Raw genomic sequence first — 22740 nt, 5'->3', positions numbered from 1 at the left:
TGTGGCACTTGTGGGAGGGCACCATGGGACCTGATGCGATGCGGGACGTTTCAGCAGCGGGCGATTCGTGGCCCGTCGTGGTCGGTGCGATCGCCGCGCAGGTGATCGGCGGACTGGTGCCGCAAATGGCACCCTTCCTCGTCAGCGGGATGATGGACGGACTTTCGCTTTCAGAGCGCGACGCAGGCTTTGTCGCCTTCGTGGAGTTCGTAACCCTTGCTGCCACTGCGATCTTGATTGCGCCTGTTCTGCCCCGGTTTTCTTACAGGCGCGTCTGCCTCGCCGCCGTTGCTTTGACGCTGTTGGCGCAAGGAGCGTCGATATTTAGCACTTCTCTCGGATCGCTCGCATTTCTTCGCGGCTTCGCAGGTGTCGGGGAAGGCGCAATCTACGCTGTGTCGCTTTCCATTGTCGCTTCCCGCTGCAGAAACCCGGATAAGGTCTACGGCTATTTTCAGGTCGTCTGGGCCCTTGGAAGCGTTGGGCTCTTCGCTATTGGCGGCCAACTCACCGCCACATTCGCACATCGGGGCATTTTTGCATTTATCGCGGGGGTCACTCTCGCACTCTCCCCGCTACTACTCCTCATTCCGAACGACCGCGCCCGAAACGTCCACCAATCTGCGGCTTTGGTGGTTGCGGCCCCACCTTTGATCGGCGTCATGACGTTTGCGGCGATCATGCTTTATCTGGCTGCTTCCGCTGCGGTCTACACCTTCAGCGCGCCTCTCGGCGAGCGCGCCGGCCTTGACACATCGCAAGTGAGCTATGCGCTGACCATCGCATCCTTGATCGGACTTCTGGGCGCTGGTGCCGCCACCGTCCTCAACTTGCGCTGGGGCCGGGCAATCCCGATCACTGGGTTCTGTGTCGGTTTCGTCCTCATTACAATTGCGCTCTGCTTCTCGCAAAGCGCGATTGTCTATCTGGTCGCCCTCATCGCGTCGGTAGTGATCTACTATTTTTCGATCCCCTATCTTTTTGGTCTTTCAGCGGCACTTGACCGCAGCGGACGTTGGGCAGCAGCGGCGGGTTCGGCCTATCTGCTTGGCTTCGCAGCAGGCCCCCTGCTCGCTGGTGCGACGATCACGGCCGCGGGCTATGCCGGACTCGCCGCAGCTTGCGTGGCAATCACCGCCGGGGCATGGGCGCTGGCGATGGCGGTCAATCGCCGCCTTCGCGCAACGACTGGTGCCGGAACGACTGAAGCTCCAGCTTGAAACTGCCGTGAAGCGTCGAGCGCGGACGCTGCCGAACCCGCCGCCGCATTATTCAAAATGCCATGGCCGGTCGATGCGAGATCGCGAGGCGGCCGGCATCGGCAATTTTGGCAGGACAAGGCTGAGCTTCCACGGAATTGCGCACGCCTTCAGGCAGCGCCTCCCAGACGTGAACGAGTTCGCCGACTGATGTGAGCTTCATCTTGCGCATGACGTTGCAGCGGTGAAGTTTTACGGTGATTTCGCTGATGCCAAGGCAGAATGCGATCTGTTTGTTCAGACGGCCAATCGCGACTTCCTGCATCACCTGACGCTCGCGTGGTGTGAGCAGCGCAAATTTGCTTAGGTGGTCGGTAACGATCCGCGCCTGGGCGCGCTGCTTGGCATCGCGGTCAATTCCTGCGGCTATGGCATCGAGCAACGTCTGGTCGCGTACCGGTTTGGTGAGGAAATCTACCGCTCCGGCCTTCATCGCCTGAACGGACATCGGGATGTCGCCATGGGCGGTAAGAAAGATAATCGGCTTTTCATCGCCGCTTTCCAGGAGCCGATGCTGGAGATCGAGACCGCTCACGCCCGGCATGCGCACGTCGGCGACAATGCATCCCGGCCGATCAGAAAGCTCGGCTTTGAGGAACTCTTGCGTCGAACCGAAGCTGATTGTGTCGAGGCCCACCGACTGCATCAGTTCATCGAGTGCTTCACGGAGCTTCGCATCGTCATCGACGAAGATAACCAATGGAGGCTCCGCGCCGCCCCAATCGCTCACGGTCTGCGATCGATCGGGTACGGCATGCCCCAGGCTTACATTTGCATGATAGCTTATGCTCATTTTGGAGTCCCCTTTCCAGTCAGTGCATCGCCGATCGCTGCAAGCAACGCTTGCCCGTCGAAAGGCTTGCGGAAGAACCAGCCATGTTTGGGCTGCATTTGCTCTGCGAGTTCGTGTCTGCCCGTAATCAGGATCACAGGCAGGTCGGGGTGTTTGTCTTTCATTAAGCGCTGCAGTTCAAAGCCATCCATACCTGGCATGCCGATATCGGTAATCAGGCAATCGATTTCATGCGCAGCGTTGCTCTCCAATAGTTTCCTGGCGGACGAAAACGCCCGCACGACATGTCCCGCGGATTCGAGGAGATCCTCGAGCGAGTCGAGCAGGCGCTGATCATCATCGACGATCGCAACTACAGACTTCTGGTTGTACATTCGCGCGAGCTTCCGGATCGTCTGGAATGAGTGACAGGGATGCGCAGCTTCTCGGCGATCCTCACCAGGTCGGCGAGCGATGCCGCTTCCATCTTGTGCATGATCTTGCTGCGGTGGATTTCGAGAGTAATCTCACTAATGCCGAGTTCCGCTGCCGCCTGCTTGTTGAGAAGGCCGCTGACAACGAGTGGCAATACTTCTCGCTCGCGCGGCGTAAGCGCCGACAGCCGGCGCATAAGCTCAGCCAGTTCGGCGCGTGTCGTACGTTGTTCACGGTCGCGCCGGATCGCCGCCCGCACCGCCGCGATCAGATCATCCTCCCCGACCGGCTTGGAAAGAAAGTCGACTGCCCCACCCTGAATAGCCCTTACCGATGACGGAATATCGCCATGGCCGGTGATAAACACGATGGGAGGATGCGCGTCACTCGATAGCTGCTTTTGAAATTCCAGGCCGTTGACGTCAGGGAGTTCGACATCGAGGATCAGGCACGCGGGAAGATCCGGCTTCGGACAGGCGACATAGTCGGTGGCCGCAGCAAAGGTCTCGGTTCGCCACCCGAGCGATTCCAGCAGCTCGCCCAGCGCCTCGCGTACGCGTGCGTCGTCATCCACGACGAAGACGATTTCATCGCGCGGGTTCATGGCGTCTCGCTCGCCGCCAACGGCAGCCTGAAAGCGACGGTCGCCCCGCGCGTCTCGTTGTTGGCCATCCACAAGCGGCCCCCGTGCGATTCGATGATCGAACGGCAGATTGCGAGCCCCATACCCATCCCATACGGCTTGGTCGTAAAGAACGGCTCAAACACCCGCTCGGCGTCCTTGAAGCCCGTTCCGTCATCTCGAACCTCGATCCGAATGGCGTCAGGGCCATCGAAAGAGGAGAGGATCTGCAGAACATGCTGGCTGTCGGCTGCAGCTTCTATTGCTTCGACGCCGTTGCGGATCAAGTTTACGAGTACCTGCTGTATCTGGACGCGATCGAGCGCAACCGACGGCAGGTCGGGGGCAAGTTCCGTCCTGATGCGTACGTTCTTGGCCGCGGCCTCATCAACCATCAGTTGGCAGACTTCACCGGTCAGCCGGTTGACATCTTCAGGCGTCCTGGCATGCGGCGTTCGGCGGAAGAGCGCGCGCACGCGGCTCACGACATCCGCGGCCGAATTCGCATCGCGAGTGATGCGCTCGGCTGTGATCTTGGCACGTTCGACGTTTGGAGGGGTCGCGGAAAGCCAACGGTAGCAAGCATGGGAATTGGCGACGATGGCTGCCAGCGGCTGATTTACCTCGTGCGCGATAGACGCAGACAGTTCGGCCAGGCTCGCTGCCTGCGTCGCCTGGGCGAGCTTGTCGTATGCGCGTCGAAGCGCATCTTCCGCGTGCATTTGATCATCGATATCGTGACAGAGGCCGAACCACTGGACAATATTTCCATCTTCATCGCGCAAAGGCTCAGCGCGACCGGACATCCAGCGATATACGCCATCCGCCCGGCGCAGACGATACTTCATCGAGAAGCGATCGCCCGTGCGCAGACAGCTCCCGAGAACGGCCTCCACCTCCCCGGCATCGTCGGGGTGGAAAATAGTATCGAACACCACCGCCAGTTGTTGCGTGTCCTCCAAGTCCATCCCGAGGAAGTCCGCCATGCGTTTGTTGACGAGGGTGGTCTCTCCCTGCGGGGTCAGCCGCCAGAGATTGCTCGGGACCATGTCGACGAGCAGCGACAGTTCCCGCTCCCGATCGTGCAGCGCCTCCTGGGCCGTCACCAGGTCGTCGATGTCATGGCAAAGACCGTACCATTGAACGATGCGTCCGGTGTGGTCGCGAAGCGGCTCGCCGCGGCTCGACATCCAACGATAGAGCCCGTCGGTTCGGCGCAGGCGATACTTCAAGGAAAAGGGGACGCCGGTTGCGAGACTGTAGCGGAGCGTTTCGCCAAACTCCACTGCGTCTTGTGGATGCAGCACCGTGCTTATGAGCACGTCCAGCCGGCTCATTCCGGGTTTGTCGGTATCTGGAACGTCCAGACCCAGGAAATCGGTCATGCGTTTATTGAAGAATGTCGGTTCACCCTCGGGTGTAAGGCGCCAGAGGTGACTGGGAACCATATCAACGAGCAAGGAAAGCTCGCGCTCCCGATCGCGCAGCGCCTCTTCGGCCTGCATTTGATTGGCAATTTCCATCTGCATAATCGGCTGCTCCTCCCCGACAAAGAAAACCATCGGGCCGCCTACGCTTCCTATACCATTGACTATCGATTTCAGAGCTGCCGACGTCATACGATAGTGTAATCTAGCACTACGCTTATCGCACCTCATGGAAATCCATGATTGCAGAAGGTTGTGGCGAACCAAACGTTTTCGTCCGATCCAAAAACTTTACAACAAAATGCGGAGGTTCCTCCAGAGCAAGGAGGCGCTCGTCAATGAATATTGCCGAACGAACGGCGACAAGCCGCTAGCGCTTTACTGCACGAGGGCGAGATAAGTGACTGAGGACGCTATCAACTTGCCTTGGCAGATCGATGGCTCATCCCATCAAGGCGCCTCGCTAAAATCGCGTGACTTTGTGTTTCTATATGCCAATATCAACTTCGCTGGCAAACTTCGCCGCAGCGTGACACCCGATTATGTTCCCTTTCAAAACGGAAAGCCTCACCATGAATCTGGTCCCAGACAATCGCGTTCAGCAAAACCAATATTCAATGCCACAGTTCGTACTGACAGTCGCCCTTATAATGGGGTTGGCAGGCTGCACAACGACCGAAAAGGACCTCAGCGTCGGCACTGCGGCGGGCGCGATTATCGGTGGTATCGCTGATGGCGGCAAAGGTGCGCTGATTGGCGCGGGCGTCGGCGCACTTGGCGGCCTTTTGGTCCGCAACCTGCGCAATGGGTATTGTCAGTACCGCGACCGGAACGGCCGCATCTATACAGCGCGCTGCCGTTAAAGCACGATCCATTCCCTGGACACAGGCGATGGCGGCACTGAACCGGGTTCGTGCCGCAGTAGCCTTGGTGCTTTTTACTCTTAAGGCCCGGGTGCACGACCGGTAAAGCCGCCTCTCCGCCTACGTCGTAACAAGGCCCCCGTCGACGGCAATGACCTGCCCTGTCATCCATGTGGCGCGTGGATCGGCAAGGTGCACGATCCACATGGCCACGTCGTCCGGCACCCCGCGCCGGCCGAGTGGAATTGCCTTGCGTTCCTGCTCGGTGACCGCAACGATTTCTTCAGGCGACAGGTTCATGCGATCACGCAGGAAATCGGATTCCACCGGTCCTGGAGCGATGGCATTGACGCGTATCCCCTGCGGGGCGAGTTCCAGTGCCCAGCAACGCGTGAGGTGCTCGACCGCCGCTTTGCTCGATCCATAGATGGAAAGCACCGCCGCTGCCTTGCTGCCGAATGTGCTCGACATGTTGATGATCGTGCCTTTGGTCTCCGCCAGGTGCGGGACTGCCGCCGCGGCAAGGAGCAGCGGTCCCGTCACATTGACGGCGAACACACTGGATATGGTGTCGGCATCGCTCTCGATCAGCGGCCTGATTGCACCAGCTCCGGCATTGTTGACGAGAACATCGAGGCGACCCCAGCGTCTGATGGCAGCATCGACCGTCTGATGTGCTGCTGCCGGATCGGCTGCATCCGCCACAAGGCCCTCGATGTTGGGATTTGCGGCAGTGATTTCCTGGAGAACGCCAGGGCGGCGTCCGGTAATAAGGACTTTAGCGCCCTGCGCCGCAAATTGCTTGGCTGCCGCCAAACCGATGCCGCTGCTGCCACCAGTTATGATGACAACCTTGTCATGAAAACTTTCCATCTAACACCTTCGATTATTGGCGACCCATGATCGACTTGATGTCGCAACGCTCAGCTTCGTATGAACGCAAGCAGATCGGGGTTGATGACGTCCGCATTCGTCGTGCACATGCCATGGGGAAAGTCCTCGTAGACCTTCAGTGTGCCATGCTTCAAAAGCTTCACGGTCAAGAGCGCCGAATCGGCAACCGGAACTATCTGGTCGTCGTCGCCATGCATCACCAGCGTCGGAACATCGATGGCCTTCAGGTCGCCGGTGAAGTCGGTTTCGGAGAAGGCTTTTATGCAGTCATATTGAGCCTTCGCTCCGCCCATCATTGCCTGCCGCCACCAGTTTGCGCGCACGGGTTCAGATAAAGTCGCCCCCTCGCGGTTGAAGCCATAGAAGGGGATGGGAAAATTCCAGTAGAAATCCGCACGGTTGGCTGCGAGTTGATGGCGCATTCCGTCGAAGACATCCAACGGGGTGCCGTTTGGATTAGCTGCAGTTTTCACCAAGATCGGCGGAACCGCGCCTATCAGGACGAGCTTTGCAACACGCCCCTTGCCATGGCGGGCAACATAGTGGGCTGCCTCGCCGCCGCCGGTCGAATGCCCGACATGAATGGCATCGCGCAGATCAAGAGCCTTTGCGAGCTGAGCGAAATCATCGGCATAAGTATCCATATCATTGCCGGTCGCCGTTTGGGTCGAACGCCCATGGCCGCGACGATCATGGGCGATGACCCGATATCCCTTGTCCAGGAAGAAGAGCATCTGCGTATCCCAATCGTCGCTGGAGAGTGGCCAACCGTGATGGAAGACGATGGGCTGTCCCGTTCCCCAATCCTTGTAGAAGATTTCTGTCCCGTCCTTGGTCTTCAGCATTCCCATTGTGTAGTTCCTTTCTGTTTGGTTCGCGGTCATAGGTGAAACCCGCTTTGCGCTGAACGCCGTCGACGGCATGGCAGCAAAGACCGTCGCGCTCGCCGCAAGCAGCAGGACGTCGCGGCGGGATGCTTCGATCGCTTCAATCGGAGTGGGTTCTTTCATGGAGTTCTCCTCGATGGATTGGGCCGGACAGGTTGGATGCTCGCCTGCCAGTTCGTCGGCTGCAGGAAGAAACCGGAAAAACTCCTGCATTCATCATCCCTGTCGCGTCCGGTTAACACGGCTCGCACTTGAAAAATTAGCGGCTGAGCCGAGCTCCTGCATCCCATCCATAGGTTTGGATGGCTCATACCGAGGGTGACATTAAGCAGTTTGAAATTGAGGGTCGCGGCGGTTCGGTTAGGCGCGATCGGCCTCGATCAGCAATCGTTTGCCGAAACGGGCGACCAGGGCCGCGCGGCTCCTGGCATTGCGGGATGGTTCACCTGAACGAAAGAATAGGATCGCTCCCCATCCGGCACGATAGCGAACGCGCCTGCGAGGGTCATGATGGGCGCGCAGATCATTTTCAAGGAGGACCCGAAATGTCGCCCCGCTTCATACCATTCAAAACTGCTCCCGAACTCATTGAAGCTCTTACCAAAGTGGAGAAGGTCCTCGCCACCGGCGGGCTCGAGCCCAGCCTGGGGGAACTCGTCAAGCTGCGCGCTTCCCAGATCAACGGCTGCGCCTACTGCATCTACATGCACGTGAGTGACGCCCGCGCGCGCGGCGAAACCGAGATGCGGTTGTTCATGCTCGATGCATGGCGCGAGTCTTCGCTCTACACCGATCGCGAGCGCGCGGCCCTGGCGTGGACCGAGTCCCTGACCAGGGTTGCGAAGACAGGCGCCCCCGATGAGGATTATGCCCTTGTGAAAGGCCAGTTCAATGAGGGCGAACTCACCTATCTCACGATAGCGATCGGCATGATCAACCTCTGGAACCGGCTGCAAGTTGGAGCCCGCGCCTCGCACCCCGTCCACGCTGCGACGGCGGCCTGACCATGCTTGGCAGATGCCATCCCGGACCACAGAGGAATAAACGATGAGCAATCCCGTCAAGGACAATGTTGCTGACAGTCGCTACGAGATGCCGATTGCCGATGGAGCAATCGCCGCCGCCTACTACAGGATTGAGGATAACGCGGTGATATTGATTCATACCGAAGTGCCATTCGAATATTCCGGCCAAGGCATTGCCTCGAAACTGGCCGCGGGCGTTTTCGAACTCATTCGTGCGAGCGGACGGAAAGTCGTGCTGAAGTGCCCTTTCATGGCAAGGTTTTCGGCCAATCATCCCGAATACCGTGATCTCGTTGCCGGCTGATTCCGACTGCTCCGTCGCGACCTATAATGCTGAAAAAGCCTTCTCTTCATCGCGAAGGCTTTTTCCATTGCGGTATCAGCCAACACCGAAGCTAACGCTGGCGCGGGGTGGCTGCCTAAACTTCCGGATAGGTCGACTAAACCCGGTGACTAGAGCGCTAGGCCCCGTGCACGATGGAATGATTTTCCCTCTCCAATCATTGTCGAAAGCGGTCAACCAATCGAACACACACTCTCGACAGGAGAATTGCCATGAAGATCGTTCTTATCGGCGGAACGGGACTAATCGGCTCCAAGACTGCGGCGCGCCTGCGCAGCAAGGGCCACGATGTCCTGGCCGCCTCGCCCAACACCGGCGTCAACACCATTACGGGCGAAGGGCTGGCGGAGGCCCTGGTCGGCGCTGACGTGGTGCTCGATCTTGCGAACTCGCCCTCCTTCGAAGACAAGGCGGTCCTTGAATTCTTTCAGACGTCGGGGCGCAATCTGCTCGCAGCCGAAACCAAGGCTGGCGTAAAGCACCATGTCGCCCTCTCGATCGTTGGAACGGAGCGATTGCCGGAAAACGGATACTTCAAGGCCAAGATCGTTCAGGAGAAGCTTATCAAGGAATCTTCGATCCCTTACACGATCGTGCATTCCACGCAGTTCCTCGAGTTCCTCAAGGGTATCGCCGACACGGGAACGGTGGGTAAGGTTGCCCGGATTTCACCGGCCTATTTCCAGCCTATCGCTGCCGATGACGTTGCCGATGTAATGGCGTCCGTTGCAGTCGGAAAACCGATCAACGGCATGATCGAGATTGCGGGACCAGAGCGCGTCCGGATGAACGAACTCGTTGCCCACTACCTCAAGGAAATCAACGATCCGCGGACAGTCGAGGCCGACACCCATGCGCTCTACTTCGGGTCCGAGCTGAATGACCAGTCGCTCGTACCCGGCGACGGCGCACGGATCGGCAAGATCGGCTTCCGGGATTGGTTGCGCCAATCACAGCTGGCGCCGGCGAAGTAGCAATTGAGCAACGGGAAGGAATTTCCCGTGATTCCTTCCTATTCCACAAGCTGAAGGGAAACCAAAATGATCAGAACCATCTTGTTATCGGCGATCATCCTCGCCGGAAATGCAGCGGGCGCCTTGGCTCACGATGCCGGCAAGGAATCGAAAGTCACGCTTGTCTACGAACATGAGCTGCCGAATGTGCCGGGCAAGAGCATGAAGGGCGTGCTCGTCGAGTATGGTCCAGGCGGATCGTCCGCTGCACATACCCATCCCGATTCCGCCTTCATCTATGCAACGGTCCTTGAGGGAGCGGTCACGAGCAAGGTCAATGACGGCCCGGCAAAAACCTACAAGGCGGGCGAAAGCTTTTCGGAATATCCCGGCGACCGCCATGCTGTCAGCGAGAATGCCAGCACGACTGAACCGGCCAAGCTGCTTGCGGTATTCGTCGTCAATACCGACGAGAAGGATCTGGTGCTGCCCTACCATGAATAAACAGGTTGCCGAGGGTGAGGCATGAACATCGATCCAACCATTGCGGACATGATGTCCTCGCCAATCATCCACGCCGGCTGGGTTGCCCTGGCCGGTGTTGCTTCCACACGCGCGCTCGTGCGCCGTCATTCAATCTTGAAACTGATTGCGCAGATTGCGTTTTTCATAGCGCTGACAGGAATATTGCTCGCCAACGGCATCCTGCCCTATGACATCGATCCTGGCCGCGGCTCGGCGGTCGAAACGGTCGTTCTCGCGCTCGTCAAAATCGTGTGGTGGATGAATGTCGCATGGGCGCTTGTTGCCTTTGTCCGCTTGTTTCTCGTACTGGAACATACGCCGCGCGAGGCACGCCTCATCCAGGATATCATCGTCGGTCTGATCTATCTCGGCACCGCTTTGTCGATCGTCGCATTTGTATTCGGTGTGCCCGTCGGCACCTTGCTTGCAACATCCGGTATCTTTGCGATCATTCTTGGCCTTGCCCTTCAGAACACTTTGAGCGATGCCTTTTCCGGAGTGGCGCTCAATCTCGGACGGCCGTTCGTCCTCGGCGACTGGATCAAGCTCAGCGATGGCACGGAGGGTCGCGTCGTCGAGAGCAATTGGCGCGCAACCCACCTCTTAACCTCCGGCAATAATATCGCGGTTCTGCCAAACGGCTTTCTTGCCAAACTTGGACTAACGAATGTCAGCCATCCGAACGAGACGCACGGCATTCCATTGTCGTTGAGAATAGCGCCGACCAAACCGCCCGCAGCAGCCATCGAATGCATGGAGATGGTCCTCTTGAGCTGCAATTCGATCGTCAGGGATCCGCCTCCGCTGGTTGCCTTGCGGGGGCTCGATGCCGCGGCAATCGAGGTCGATCTCCTGTTCCGCGTATCGAGCCTGGCTTACAGTATTTCGGCCAAGAATGAATTGATTGACCTCGTCTATCGTCATACGCGATCGGCAGGACTGACCTTGGCGAGCCCCGCCTCTTCACCGAGTTTGGGAGGAGCAAGCTCCGCCATCCCTGACGCGCCAAACTCGCCTGCCATGGAACTTTTCGAATCGACACCATTCTTCGCAGCCCTTTCCGGCGAAGAGCGACAGGCCCTGGCCGATGCGGGTTCGAGCCGGATTTACCGAAAAGACGAGATCGTCGCGCGCCAAGGGCAGACACTGGGTTCGTTAATGTTTGTCCAACGCGGAGTGCTTCTCCTGACCCGGCAGGGTCAGCACGGCGAAGACGAGATCATGCGCCTGGCTCCAGGCGACTTCTTTGGCGAGGATGCTCTGCTTCCTGGAACCGCAGAACCCGGAACCATGACCGCGATTGCGTCAACAGTAATCTTTGAGTTGGAGAAGAAGCATTTGGCACCTCTCTTCGAAGAGCGGCCTGACATGGCCGGCGATCTTGCGGCGATGCTGGCGCAACGATTTGAATTGGGCCTTCGCGACGCTCATTCGACGCGGGATCGAGCGCACCGCCGCTCGGTGACCGAAATGCTGAAATCCATGGAAACTGCATTCCTGACGCCCAACGGCGGTCCCTAACGCACATCTGAAAGGAAGCAACGATGAAAATCACGGTCATGGGAGCAAGCGGGCTCATAGGCACGCGTCTCGTCGAAAAACTTCGGCAAGCAGGCATGGAAGTGGTTAGCGCATCCCCTTCTCTCGGCATCGACAGCGTGACGGAAGAAGGCCTGCGGGGCGCGATTAACGGCGCTGAAGTCGTCATCGATGTCACCAACACCACCTCGTTCGGCGACGATTCGGCATTGGGCTTCTTCAAGGCATCGACCCGGAACCTCCTCGCCGCGGCGGCTGATGCAGGCGTCAGCCACTACCTCGCGCTCTCCGTGGTCGGTACGCCTCGCCTGGTGGAGAGTGACTATTTCCGCGCGAAAATGGTGCAGGAAAATCTTATCCGAGCCGCACGCAGGCCCTATACCATCCTCCATTCCACACAGTTTTTCGAGTTTATCAACGGGGTGATCGAGATGAGCGCCAAGGGCGATGAGTTCCGGCTCCCCTCGGCCCTCATCCAACCGATCGCTGCCGACAATGTCGCCGCAATTCTGGCCGAACTGGCGATGGCAGCGCCGCGCAACGATACCGTGGAGATAGGCGGACCTGAACAGTTCGGTCTCGACGAAATTGCGCGTGTCCAGCTCGCCGCCGATGAAGACCGGCGCGAGGTCATCCGCGATGACAGAGCTCGCTACTATGGTGTCGAACTTAACGACGACACGCTTCTTCCGCTGAAGGGATCGCGCCTTGGCTCGCTGCGCTACGGCGACTGGCTATACCGCTCCATGGCGAACTGACGAGGCAATTCCACTTCAGCCGCTCGAAGAAGCGCTTATGAGATCGGGAGGCAATCGGCCTCGACCTATACAAAATACAACTGGAAATTTATAACACAACCTTGTATGGGTTGTGTTATGAAGAAGCCCAGGATTGAACAACCCGCGAAAACGGCAGACGGCGGTGCTACCGGCCGAGTGAGTCTGTATGGGGCGGCGGTTGAGTATGGCATTCACTGCATGCTCTGGCTTATCGAGCCGCGTGCGAAGCCGGTCAGCAGCCGCGATCTTGCCGAGCTGCAGGGCGTGCCATCCGCATTGATGTCGAGAATCATGCCCAAGCTTGAAAAGGCGGGGCTGGTCACATCGACCAGCGGCATCAGCGGGGGCTACCGGCTCGCCAAGGCGCCGCAGGACATCACGGTCCTCGAGGTTGTCGATGCAATCGATGGCGGCAAGGGCGTCTTTGACTGCAGGAATATCCGCAAGAATTGCGTCTTGTTCCGCGGCAATGCTCCCGCCTGGATCACGAGTGGCGTTTGCGGGGTTCACGCCGTCATGCTGCGGGCCGAGAAAAGCATGCGCAATGAAATGAGCCGGACAAGCTTGCTCGACCTAGCAATGGGTTTCGGCGAGTTGGCCCCAGCTGATTTCGGACCAAATGTCGGTCAGTGGCTGGATGACCGCGCATCCAATCGCGAAATTGCCCGCATTTCGGCGGTCAAGGACAGTTCACGAAAGCGACGGCGCAGTACCAACGAGTGATCGTTGACGAACAACAGTTTGACTCCTTGCAACGCACTGGATGGACAAGATGAATCTTTCGACGGGGACTTTAGTGACTGCCAAACCAACTTATCCCGATCAAAATCCGATCGTCCTTGTTGTCGACGATGATGAATCGCTCCGGCTTTCGATTTGCGATCTTCTGGAATCTGTCGGTATCGAAGCAGCCGGTTTCGCCTCGACGCAGGCGCTGATGGATGCCGACCTCCTCGACCGGCCGGGCTGCATGATACTTGATGTCCGCATGCCTGGCGTCAGCGGGCTGGATTTTCAATCACGCCTTGCCGCAAGCGGCATTTCAGCATCCATTATTTTCCTCACCGGCTACGGCGACATACCGATGACGGTGCAGGCGATGAAGGCGGGGGCAATCGAGTTCCTCACCAAGCCCGTTCGCGAACAGACGTTGCTCGACGCGGTGAACAAAGCCATCGAAATCGACAAGGAAAGACGCGCCGCGCAACTCACCAAAGACGCCAATATCGCGCTCTACGCGACGCTCACGCCGCGCGAACGGCAAGTCATGGAAGCTGTGGTGCGGGGAGCCTTGAGCAAGCAGATCGCCTTTGAGCTGAACATATCGGAAATCACCGTCAAGCTCCACCGAAGCAGCGTGATGCGCAAGATGAAAACCTCGTTCGTCACCCAACTGGTGCACGCCTGGCAGTCCCTACCATCGGACATACGCAATGACTATGCGGCCTAGTCTTTGGTATGGCTGTGATGAAACCCGGACTCAGCAGATACTAAAATCGAGTTGTCACAGTAGGTTGCGCGAAAGTATTCATTTTGGCCCCAGTACCAGTTATTGCAGTCGTCGACGACGACGCAAGCGTCCGCGAGGCCCTGGCGGAATTACTCGAGGTGTTCGACTTCAGGTGCCGGGCGTTCGAAAGCCCCGAAACATTCCTGGCAGCGAATGCCCCAGGGCGGTTCGACTGCCTGATCACAGACCTTCACATGAAAGCTATAAGCGGGCTTCAATTGCAGCAGAAGCTTGCCGAGGTCGATCCCGGCTTACCCATCGTCTTCATTTCGGCACACTCGGACCCCGCAGCAAGGTCGAGGGCGCTTCACTGTGGGGCAATCGCCTTTCTGAACAAGCCGATCGACGACAATGTGCTCTATCGGCACATCATATCCGCCCTCAATCGTGGTTCGAAGGAGTAAGATCGATCACGAAGGACACCGCCAGCCGGTGAATTGAAACGCAATCGACCATCGCGTCAGGAAACGGAGGTCGCAGATGGAACTCGCAGATTACGCGACCGACAGTGTAATTCGCTACGATCTCGAAGGCACAATTCATTACTGCAACGCCGCCACGACAACCCATTATGGATGGGTTGTCGCGACCATGATCGGTCGGCATTTCCAGGATCTCATGCCGGAGTCTGACCAGGGCACCGTGCTTTGGAATGATCTGTTGAAGAACGGGCATTGGGACGGCGCGTTGCAGCGGCTCTCGCATTCGGGCGCCGTAATCGACGCCAGTGTGCGGTTGGCACTTCGCAAGGACGGTTTGGGCAATGCACTGGATGTTGTCGAATTTTCCACGGTGCAAGCTAATGCCGCCGTCTCGCTGCCTCATGGCACGGGGTTGGGAACGGCAGCCTGCTGGCAGTTCAACCTGCGACGCGCCCTGCCCCTGTTTGCTCTCGCCGACGCACCGGCGAACCGGGATCCGAGTGCCGATGAATGGTGTCCAGACCGATTGGATACGCTCCTCACCGCGATCCAGATAACGGATGTCAATGACGAAGCCATACGCCTGTTTGGATTGCCGGAAGATCGCGACCGGGTGATCGACCGGCCTGTCGCCAGCCTATGGCCCGAGCAAAGCCGGGCAGCGCTTGGAGATTTGCTGACCGCCCTGGTTGCAAAGACCGACGCGGAGCCGGAGATACGGGAAATTCCCGTCGTTGGCCGATTGCAGCAAGTCGTTCTGACGGGTTGGCGAGCGACTGACCCGCGGTGCCCCGATACAGTCTTCGTCCGCGTCAAAGCCATATTGAACGCGCCAAACGCGCTGATCGAACTGGAAGCGAGCCAGAGTCGATATCGCAATTTGATCTCCTATCTGCCCATCCCCGTATGGCAGATCGACGCCCGCGCCGCAGGGCGTATTTTCGACCGCCTGAGGGAGGGCGGCCTCGACGACATGGCTGCCTATTCAGAGGAGCACCCCGATCTCGTCGATCTTACCTGCGAACTTGTGCAGGTATTCGACGTCAATGATGATGCCATGTCTCTCTTCGGGAGCAAGGAGCGCTCGGACTTTACCGGTCCGGTCGGCTATCTGTTTGCAGGCACGCCGGGCGCGGCGCGGCGCGTCATGCTGGCGCATTTTTCCGGCGCGCGGAACCACGTCGAAGAACTTAAGGTGAAGACGTTCGATAGCCGCGTGATTGACGTGCTGCTGTTGGTGACCTTCCCGGTTCCCGGCGAACGGCTCGATACAACGATCATCATCATGATAGACAATACGGCGCGCCTTGAAGCGGAAGCAAAGCTGCGCAGGATCGAGGCGGATTTCTCGCACGCGTCGCGGCTTTCGACCTTGGGCGAAATGACCACGTCGATCGCGCACGAGATAAAGCAGCCGCTCGCGGCAATCCTGATGAATGCCCAGACGAGCCTGCGATATCTGAGGAAAGCCGAGCCCAATCTTGAGAAGGCAGATCAACTGACGTCTCGCGTTGTCGATAGCGCCCAGCGCGCCAGTGATATCATCGGTCGGATCCAGGACATGGCGCGCAAGCGTGCGCCGTCCTACGCGTTGCTTGGTTTGAACGACGTCGTGCGCCAATGCCTGATCTTCCTTCGCCACGAAAGCGAAGACAAGGATGTGGTGATCAAGTCCAATCTTGAGCCGAACCTGCCGTTGATCGATGGCGATCGAATTCAGTTGCAGCAGATCATCGTCAATCTGATCGTCAACAGCATCCAGGCCATGAAGTCGGCGCCGAAAACCCGACGCGAGATTTACCTCGAGACCAGCCTGGACGACAACGATCAGGTTGTTTTTTCTATCCGGGATACGGGCACGGGCATCGCCGTCGATCACATGGAACGGATATTCGACAGTTTCTTCACCACAAAGGAGGGCGGCCTCGGCATAGGACTTGCCATATGCCAGTCGATCGTCAAGGCCCACGGCGGAACGATCGAGGCTTTCAATCATCCGGACGGCGGAGCTGTATTTCGCTTGGCTATCCCGGCGAAAGGCGCTTTCAAAGCATCCGGCAATCCGGCTTCTTCCGAGCAAGCGGCATCAGAAAATCGCCCCTATTGAGAACAAAGGGGCGCGGCGCCCCCTCAAGATAGCCCAATGAAGGAGCACGGTATCGGTCACTGTAACCGTAACGTACTTCAACTGGCATCGATAGCTTGGCAATGACCTTGCGAAGCTAATGCCGCCCCAAGCGGCATCGTTGGAAAGGTCGATCCATGTTCAGATTTTGCCACGCACCGCTAGCCGCGCTGCTGATCGCCGCCGCCTCGCCGGCCTTGGCGCAGCAGCAGCCGCCAAAGTTTGCCGCCAAAGTTCCGGCGGATATCCAAACGCCAAACGCGGTCCAGACGCGCATTGGCGAACTGAAGTTCTCCGACGGGCTTCCCAGCGACGAAACCGTACAGAAGGTCTATGACAACATCGATTTCTCGCGCGGTGTCGAGGCTTTCCTCTCAGGCGTGCCAGCCGCGTCGGTGCACGCGGCCTGCAACGGGCTGAAGAGCATCGGCGTCAACCCAAACGAGGCGGTATCGATCAGTGAAGACCTGCTTGACGCGCGCTCCCTGTTCCTGACAGCCAATTCGACCACGGTATACGTGTTCTTCTGCATCGACCTGAGGGATGGTCCCGTCGTCGTCCAAGTACCGCCGGGTGTTCTTGGACCTGTGGACGACGCCTATTTTCGCTATGTCACGGATCTCGGCCTGATCGGCCCGGATAAGGGCAAGGGTGGCAAGTATCTGTTCGTCGGTCCGAACCAGGAAGGACAATTGCCGGATCAAGGCTATTTCGTCACCAGGACGCCGACCTTTACCAATCTCATCTTCTACCGGGCATTCGTAAAGGACGGCGACATCGCCGGAGCGGTAAAAAGCGTCAAGGCACATGCCCGGGTCTATCCGCTGGCGGCTGCCAAAAATCCGCCGGAAACCACATTCGTCAACAGTTCGGGCAAGCAGTTCAACACGATCCACTCCAACGATTTCAAGTTCTATGAAGAAATCAATGAGGTTATCCAGGCCGAGCCAGGCGATGCGTTCGATCCGGAGATTGTCGGTCTGTTCGCTTCCATCGGCATAAAGAAGGGCAAGCCATTCGCGCCAGATGCGCGGATGAAAGCCATTCTCGCCGACGCCATTGCGGTGGGCAACGCGACGGCGCGGGCGATGGTGTTTGCTCCACGCGACGAGCGCGCCAAATTCTATCCTGATCGCCAGTGGAACAACGGGTTCATCGGCAACAGTTACGCGTTCCTGAACGGTGGAGAACGCATGCTCGATCCGCGTACCATGTTCCACTACATGGCAACCGGAATAACGCCGGCCATGGCCGCCGCGAAGCCCGGCACCGGATCGGCCTACGCCTTTGCCGTTCGCGACGCGGCGGGGACATTTCTTGATGGCGGAAAGACCTACAAAATCACGCTCCCCGCACCGATACCCGCCGGCCAGTTCTGGTCGTTCACAGCCTACGACAATCAGACGCGCTCCATGCTCGAAACAGACCAGAAACTGGCAGGTATCGACAGCAATAACCCCGACATCAAGAAGAACGAAGATGGATCGGTGACAGTATGGTTTGCGCCGAACGCGCCCGCCGGGCACGAAAGCAACTGGGTGCATACCGTGCCCGGCAAGGGCTGGAGTTCCATCCTGCGCCTGTACGCACCGTTGGAACCATGGTTCGACAAGAGCTGGAAGCCCGGCGATTTCGAATTGGTGAACTGATCTGCCGAGGATGCAGGCAGGGTCGGCCGTCAGGCCGGGACTGCCTCGTCGGCCCACACCTTGAATTGCGTCAGGACATTGGGACCGAAGATGTTTGTGAGCGGGACGTCCGCAGCATCGCGCCCGTGCGCGACCTTGATGCGACCAATGCGCGGCGCGTTGTTCCGCGGATCGAACGCATGCCACTCTCCGCCGAGGAATACCTCCATCCACGCACAGAAATCCATCTCCGAATGCGGCGGGGGAACCCCGATATCGGTTATATATCCGGTGCAATAGCGTGTCGGTATGTTGAGGCAGCGGCAAAATGCGACCGCGAGGTGCGTAAAGTCCCGGCAGACGCCAATGCCCTCGCCAAAAGCACCGCTCGCCGTTCGGGTCGGATTGGAATAGGCGTAACCGAATTTTATATGCTGATGCACGTAATCGCAGACGGCCTGAACGCGCTGCCAGCCGAGCGGGAATTGTTCGAACAGCCGCCAGGCCTGATCGCTCAACAAGTCCGTCTCGCAATAGCGGCTACCCATCAGGTAAACCAGCACCTCATCGGGAAGATCCTGAACCAGATGCTGCTCGGCATCGAGGTGGATTGGGTCGGGGGAGCCGCTGTCGTTGACAACAGCATTCGTGCTTAAACTGAATTGGCCTGCAGGCGCCAGGATACGATTGCACCAGTTTCCAAATTGGTCGTGGTAGCCATGAGCATGGATCAGTGGTGCTGTCTTGAACGTCTCTATACCGATGAGATCGTCAACGCGCGAGTGATGAACATTCAGTATGGCAATGATCGGTGTTTCCTGCGGAAACTCGAAGGTCAGCTTGCATCCGACTTCAATCTTCATTCGTGGCGCTCCGGGGCTAAAAATCGAAAACAATAAAAGCAGACGACCGATGTATCGCAGTGGCCTGCGCCTGATCATAAATTACGTTGGAAGAACGTCCACTCCGGCAAGCAATAGACGGAGTGGCTCAGTGCATCCTACATGGTTTTCCGCCAATGACGCCTAAAAATTGCGCACGATGACAATTTGCCCATCTTGAAGCTTTGACCTTTCAAATCCCGATGGCGCGCGAGCCCACCTTCTCCTCATAAAACCCTGAACTGCGATGAGTTCCCGGCACAAGCAAGTCTCACACGGTACTTGAGCGCAGCTACTGCAGCAGTTCCTTGACCAGGGCGCTTGCCTTGCTGAAGTCCATCTGGCCGGCATATTTCTCCTTGAGCGCGTTCATCACCTTGCCCATGTCGCGCAGGCCGCTTGCATCGGTTTGCGTGATGACCTGCGATGTAGCGGCGCGTATTTCGGCCTCGCTCATCTGCTTTGGCATGAAGTCGCGGATAATCTCGATCTCGGCGCGCTCCTGCGCGGCAAGCTCTTGGCGGCCGCCATCTTCGTAGAGCTTCGCCGATTCCTCGCGCTGCTTGATCATCTTGGCGAGGATTGTGCTGATTTCCTCGTTCGTCACCGGCTCCTTGCCCGTTCCCCGGTTGAGAATGTCGCGATCCTTGATAGCCGCCATGATCAGGCGCAACGTCGGGACCCGGCGCTTGTCCTGTGCCTTGACGGCGGCGGTGAGTGCTTGTGCGATCGTATTGCGCATATTCGTCGTCTCCTGTTTGCGAGCAACCTAGACGCGGAGCCAGCCTGAAACAATTGGTGTCAATCCCGACGCCTGGAGAATTCACCAGGAGTCTTCGCGTTCCAATTGACCGCGGGCGCGGCTTTGTCTATGGAGTGGGCCTTAGCCAGACTATTATTGTTGTTGCTGCGGTGGAGAGCTTTCCGGCCACCGCGTTCAGTCACGTCATATGGACGCATGGACGGCATTCTTCAATGCCCCGCAACGACAAGGACAACAACGACGCAAGCCCACGCCAGGAGTGCCGCATGAACCCCTCGACAACGACAGACGCTGCAGCCCAGACGAGCCCCAAGACAGCCGGCTGGACACAAGCAAAGCCGACGGCAGTTCTCGTCCTCGCCGATGGCACGGTCATCGAAGGCAAGGGCCTCGGCGCCACCGGCAGCTGCGAGGCGGAGGTCTGCTTCAATACCGCACTTACCGGTTATGAAGAGATACTAACCGACCCTTCCTATGCGGGTCAGATTGTGACCTTCACCTTCCCGCATATCGGCAATGTCGGCACCAACAAGGAAGACATCGAGGATTTGACGCCCGCCAACCGGGCTGGCGCTGTCGGCGCGATCTTCAAGGCGGACATCACCGCCCCGTCGAGCTATCGTGCCGCCGACAACCTTGATCATTGGCTGAAAGCGCGCGGCATCATCGCGCTTGCCGGCGTCGATACCCGCGCGCTTACCGTTCTCATCCGCGAAAAAGGCATGCCGAACGCCGTGATCGCCCACGATCCGGACGGCAAGTTCGACATCCCGGCGCTGAAAGCACGCGCCGCTGCATGGCATGGCCTTCTCGACCTCGATCTCGCCAAGGACGTCACGTCCGGCCAGAGTTCGGTCTGGACCGAGAAGCCATGGGTCTGGAATGAAGGCTTTGCCGAACAGTCGGCGCCGGAATTCCACGTGGTTGCCATCGACTATGGCATCAAGCGCAATATCCTTCGGCTCATTGCCGGGCTTGGCGCGAAGGTCACCATTCTTCCGGCGACGGCCACGGCGGACGACGTACTCGCCCACCAGCCCGACGGCATTTTCCTTTCGAACGGCCCGGGCGATCCGGCCGCAACCGGAAAATATGCGGTCCCCGCGATCAAGCAACTGATCGAGACCGAAATCCCGATCTTCGGCATTTGCCTCGGCCACCAGATGCTGGCGCTCGCGCTGGGCGGCGACACGCAGAAGATGCACCAGGGCCACCACGGCGCCAACCATCCGGTACGCGACGATACCACCGGCAAGGTCGAGATCGTCTCGATGAACCATGGCTTTGCGGTCGACACCAAATCGCTGCCCGCTGGCGTCGAGGAGACCCATGTCTCCCTGTTCGACGGCAGCAATTGCGGCTTGCGCGTCACCGGCCGCCCGATCTTCTCGGTCCAGCATCACCCGGAGGCCTCGCCCGGTCCGCAGGACTCGCACTATCTCTTCCGCCGCTTCTTCAATCTCATTCGCGCGCGCAAGGGTCTGGAACCGCTGCCGGAGCGGGACCAGGCGGCCTGATCAGGGCACGTCCCGTCCCGTAGCAGCTTTCAGGATTTCGAACCATTGCTGGCGGTCGAGTTGGATGTCGAGCGCCCGAGACATTGCTGCGAGACGATCGAGGTTTAAGCTGCCAAGCACTGGGATAAGCCTCGCCGGATGGCATAGCAGCCAGGCGATCGCGATCGTGGCGATGTCCTCCACGCCAATTTTCACTCCCGCTTCCCCCAGGACATCACGAACGCAGCTTTCACGCTGCCCGTTACTGCTGAAGAGCTTGCCGCCGCCAAGTGGCGACCAGATCATCGGCGCGTACCGCAAGCGTTGCGCATGGTCGAGGCTGCCATCAAATAACGGCGATGTTTGAAGCACCGACATTTCGATCTGGTTCGTCACCAGTGGAAACGACAAACGCGATGCCAACAGGTCGAACTGCGATGGCGAGAAATTCGAGACGCCGACAGCGCGAACCTTCCCTGCTTTTACGACGCTTTCCAGACCCGAGGCCGTCTCGTCCGCATTCATGAGAGGGTCGGGACGATGGATCAGCAAAATATCGAGATAGTCGGTGTGGAGATTGGTGAGCGAGCGTTCGACGGAGGCCCTGATATGCGCGGCGCTCGTATCGTAGTGTTTGAGACGATTGTCGGGGCGGGCATTTGATTTCAGCATGATATCGCATTTGCTGATCAACTCTATCGTGTCCCGGGGGCCGCCCCAATCTTTAAGCCCCTCTCCGAAAGCTTGCTCAACTCCGTAGTTGCCGTAGATGTCCGCATGGTCAAAGCTCGTTATTCCGAGGTCGATTGAACCCTGAGTGAGCCGCGCAATGTCGGAGGCACTTGGTTTCGAAGTTCCGTCCAGGAGCCGCCATCCACCGAGGACAATCCTCGACAGGCTGAGCCCTGCTCCATTCAGCGTAACGCGCGATCCTTGGGACATTCTCTCACCTCACTTTCCAACGGCGCCCATTTTCTAGAGCAAATGTGAAATGGTGAAAATGGCTGAAAGTAAGTTCGCTTGCGCATGAAACTACCGAGTTCTCTCTTGACATGAGAGGGGATGACTGTACCAATCACTCAAGATTTTACCTTTCGGTACACAAAGGAACCTAACATGTCAGAGCAACGTCCGCCGCTGCCGCCATTCACCCGCGAAACAGCGATCTTAAAGGTTCGTGCCGCTGAAGACGGCTGGAACAGCCGCGATCCGCAGCGGGTCTCCCTCGCATATACGCTCGACAGCTCGTGGCGCAATCGCTCCACCTTCATCAGCGGACGCGATGAGATCGTTGCTTTTCTCACCGCAAAGTGGGTGCGCGAGCTCGATTATCGCCTGATCAAGGAGCTTTGGGCGTTTACCGACAACCGCATCGCCGTTCGCTTCGCCTATGAATATCACGACGATTCGGGCAACTGGTTTCGTGCCTATGGCAACGAGAATTGGGAGTTCGACGAGAACGGGCTGATGCGCGAACGCTACGCATCGATCAATGACCTGCCCATCAAGGAACCGGAACGGAAGTTTTTCTGGGAACGCTCGAAACCCCGCCCGGCGGACCATCCGGGGCTAACGGATCTCGGTCTATAGGC

23 protein-coding genes and 1 pseudogene are annotated in these 22740 nt (G+C 58.4%); 15 read left to right on the top strand and 9 right to left on the bottom strand.

The features are described from left to right. Positions 1-23: 23 nt before the first annotated feature. Positions 24-1220 (top strand): MFS transporter, encoded by a 1197-nt coding sequence (locus tag AC1DNI_RS13455; protein ID WP_477692186.1) that lies wholly within the window; start codon positions 24-26, stop codon positions 1218-1220. A 52-nt stretch (positions 1221-1272) separates the two neighbouring features. On the opposite strand, the gene AC1DNI_RS13450 is transcribed toward AC1DNI_RS13455, so the two are convergent. The 4 genes and pseudogenes from AC1DNI_RS13450 to AC1DNI_RS13435 form a co-directional block, all read right to left on the bottom strand. Continuing rightward, complete coding sequence (locus tag AC1DNI_RS13450) at positions 1273-2052, bottom strand: response regulator transcription factor (RefSeq protein ID WP_477692185.1); 780 nt, start codon at positions 2050-2052, stop codon at positions 1273-1275. Further along, entirely contained in the window at positions 2049-2426 is a 378-nt protein-coding gene (locus AC1DNI_RS13445; RefSeq protein ID WP_091944420.1) for a response regulator transcription factor, read from the bottom strand. The genes AC1DNI_RS13450 and AC1DNI_RS13445 overlap by 4 nt, the downstream gene beginning before the upstream one ends. Further along, a complete protein-coding gene (locus AC1DNI_RS13440) occupies positions 2405-3070 on the bottom strand; it encodes a response regulator transcription factor (protein ID WP_477692184.1) in 666 nt (221 codons plus the stop codon). The genes AC1DNI_RS13445 and AC1DNI_RS13440 overlap by 22 nt, the downstream gene beginning before the upstream one ends. Further along, positions 3067-4614: pseudogene (locus AC1DNI_RS13435) on the bottom strand (PAS domain-containing sensor histidine kinase); the annotation flags it as partial. The pseudogene AC1DNI_RS13435 and the gene AC1DNI_RS13440, both read right to left, overlap by 4 nt. A 518-nt stretch (positions 4615-5132) precedes the next feature. Between AC1DNI_RS13435 and AC1DNI_RS13430 the strand changes: the two are divergent. Beyond that, complete coding sequence (locus tag AC1DNI_RS13430; RefSeq protein WP_477692207.1) at positions 5133-5378, top strand: glycine zipper family protein; 246 nt, start codon at positions 5133-5135, stop codon at positions 5376-5378. Positions 5379-5498: 120 nt separating this feature from the next. Here the strand turns inward: AC1DNI_RS13430 and AC1DNI_RS13425 are convergent, their stop codons facing one another. Further along, positions 5499-6251, bottom strand: a complete 753-nt coding sequence (locus AC1DNI_RS13425; protein ID WP_091944414.1) for an SDR family NAD(P)-dependent oxidoreductase — start codon at positions 6249-6251, stop codon at positions 5499-5501. A 50-nt stretch (positions 6252-6301) separates the two neighbouring features. Beyond that, positions 6302-7123, bottom strand: coding sequence for an alpha/beta fold hydrolase (locus AC1DNI_RS13420; protein ID WP_027233354.1), 822 nt, complete (start codon positions 7121-7123; stop codon positions 6302-6304). A 581-nt stretch (positions 7124-7704) separates the two neighbouring features. On the opposite strand from AC1DNI_RS13420, the gene AC1DNI_RS13415 reads away from it, so the two are divergent. The 11 genes from AC1DNI_RS13415 to AC1DNI_RS13365 all read left to right on the top strand — a co-directional run bounded on the left by AC1DNI_RS13415 (position 7705) and on the right by AC1DNI_RS13365 (position 18029). Continuing rightward, positions 7705-8163, top strand: a complete 459-nt coding sequence (locus tag AC1DNI_RS13415; protein ID WP_477692183.1) for a carboxymuconolactone decarboxylase family protein — start codon at positions 7705-7707, stop codon at positions 8161-8163. A gap of 43 nt (positions 8164-8206) precedes the next feature. Continuing rightward, positions 8207-8488: a GNAT family N-acetyltransferase gene (locus tag AC1DNI_RS13410; protein WP_477692182.1), complete on the top strand. Its 282-nt coding sequence runs from the start codon at positions 8207-8209 to the stop codon at positions 8486-8488. Between the two features lie 251 nt (positions 8489-8739). Continuing rightward, the gene (locus AC1DNI_RS13405; protein ID WP_477692181.1) at positions 8740-9501 is read left to right on the top strand and encodes an SDR family oxidoreductase; all 762 of its coding nucleotides are present in this window, start codon (positions 8740-8742) and stop codon (positions 9499-9501) included. 66 nt (positions 9502-9567) lie between these two features. Next, a complete protein-coding gene (locus AC1DNI_RS13400; RefSeq protein WP_477692180.1) occupies positions 9568-9984 on the top strand; it encodes a cupin domain-containing protein in 417 nt (138 codons plus the stop codon). Between the two features lie 21 nt (positions 9985-10005). Then, on the top strand, positions 10006-11526 hold the full coding sequence (locus AC1DNI_RS13395) for a cyclic nucleotide-binding domain-containing protein (protein ID WP_477692179.1): 1521 nt from the start codon (positions 10006-10008) through the stop codon (positions 11524-11526). Positions 11527-11549: 23 nt separating this feature from the next. Further along, positions 11550-12302: an SDR family oxidoreductase gene (locus tag AC1DNI_RS13390; protein ID WP_477692178.1), complete on the top strand. Its 753-nt coding sequence runs from the start codon at positions 11550-11552 to the stop codon at positions 12300-12302. 117 nt (positions 12303-12419) lie between these two features. Next, a complete protein-coding gene (locus tag AC1DNI_RS13385; RefSeq protein WP_477692177.1) occupies positions 12420-13046 on the top strand; it encodes an RrF2 family transcriptional regulator in 627 nt (208 codons plus the stop codon). A gap of 40 nt (positions 13047-13086) precedes the next feature. Further along, entirely contained in the window at positions 13087-13773 is a 687-nt protein-coding gene (locus AC1DNI_RS13380) for a response regulator transcription factor (RefSeq protein ID WP_477692176.1), read from the top strand. Between the two features lie 83 nt (positions 13774-13856). Next, positions 13857-14237 (top strand): response regulator transcription factor, encoded by a 381-nt coding sequence (locus AC1DNI_RS13375; RefSeq protein ID WP_477692175.1) that lies wholly within the window; start codon positions 13857-13859, stop codon positions 14235-14237. 76 nt (positions 14238-14313) lie between these two features. Beyond that, entirely contained in the window at positions 14314-16362 is a 2049-nt protein-coding gene (locus AC1DNI_RS13370; protein WP_477692174.1) for a PAS domain-containing sensor histidine kinase, read from the top strand. Positions 16363-16517: 155 nt separating this feature from the next. Next, entirely contained in the window at positions 16518-18029 is a 1512-nt protein-coding gene (locus AC1DNI_RS13365) for a DUF1254 domain-containing protein (RefSeq protein ID WP_477692173.1), read from the top strand. 29 nt (positions 18030-18058) lie between these two features. Here the strand turns inward: AC1DNI_RS13365 and AC1DNI_RS13360 are convergent, their stop codons facing one another. Next, positions 18059-18871, bottom strand: coding sequence for a transglutaminase-like domain-containing protein (locus tag AC1DNI_RS13360; protein WP_477692172.1), 813 nt, complete (start codon positions 18869-18871; stop codon positions 18059-18061). Between the two features lie 310 nt (positions 18872-19181). Next, positions 19182-19631, bottom strand: coding sequence for a GatB/YqeY domain-containing protein (locus AC1DNI_RS13355; protein WP_477692171.1), 450 nt, complete (start codon positions 19629-19631; stop codon positions 19182-19184). A 287-nt stretch (positions 19632-19918) separates the two neighbouring features. Between AC1DNI_RS13355 and carA the strand changes: the two genes are divergently transcribed. Beyond that, positions 19919-21169, top strand: coding sequence for a glutamine-hydrolyzing carbamoyl-phosphate synthase small subunit (carA, locus tag AC1DNI_RS13350; protein ID WP_153668481.1), 1251 nt, complete (start codon positions 19919-19921; stop codon positions 21167-21169). On the opposite strand, the gene AC1DNI_RS13345 is transcribed toward carA, so the two are convergent. Beyond that, positions 21170-22090, bottom strand: a complete 921-nt coding sequence (locus AC1DNI_RS13345; protein WP_477692170.1) for an aldo/keto reductase — start codon at positions 22088-22090, stop codon at positions 21170-21172. A gap of 174 nt (positions 22091-22264) precedes the next feature. Here AC1DNI_RS13345 and AC1DNI_RS13340 point away from each other — a divergent pair, with 174 nt between their 5' ends. Next, positions 22265-22738 carry a nuclear transport factor 2 family protein gene (locus AC1DNI_RS13340; protein WP_477692169.1) on the top strand — a complete coding sequence of 158 codons (474 nt, stop codon included), beginning with the start codon at positions 22265-22267 and terminating at the stop codon, positions 22736-22738. Positions 22739-22740 lie beyond the last annotated feature (2 nt).

It is taken from the genome of Phyllobacterium sp. 01N428 (assembly GCF_056399405.1).
The sequence above is the reverse complement of the archived record's forward strand: the minus strand, read 5'-3'. Positions and strand labels throughout refer to the sequence as shown.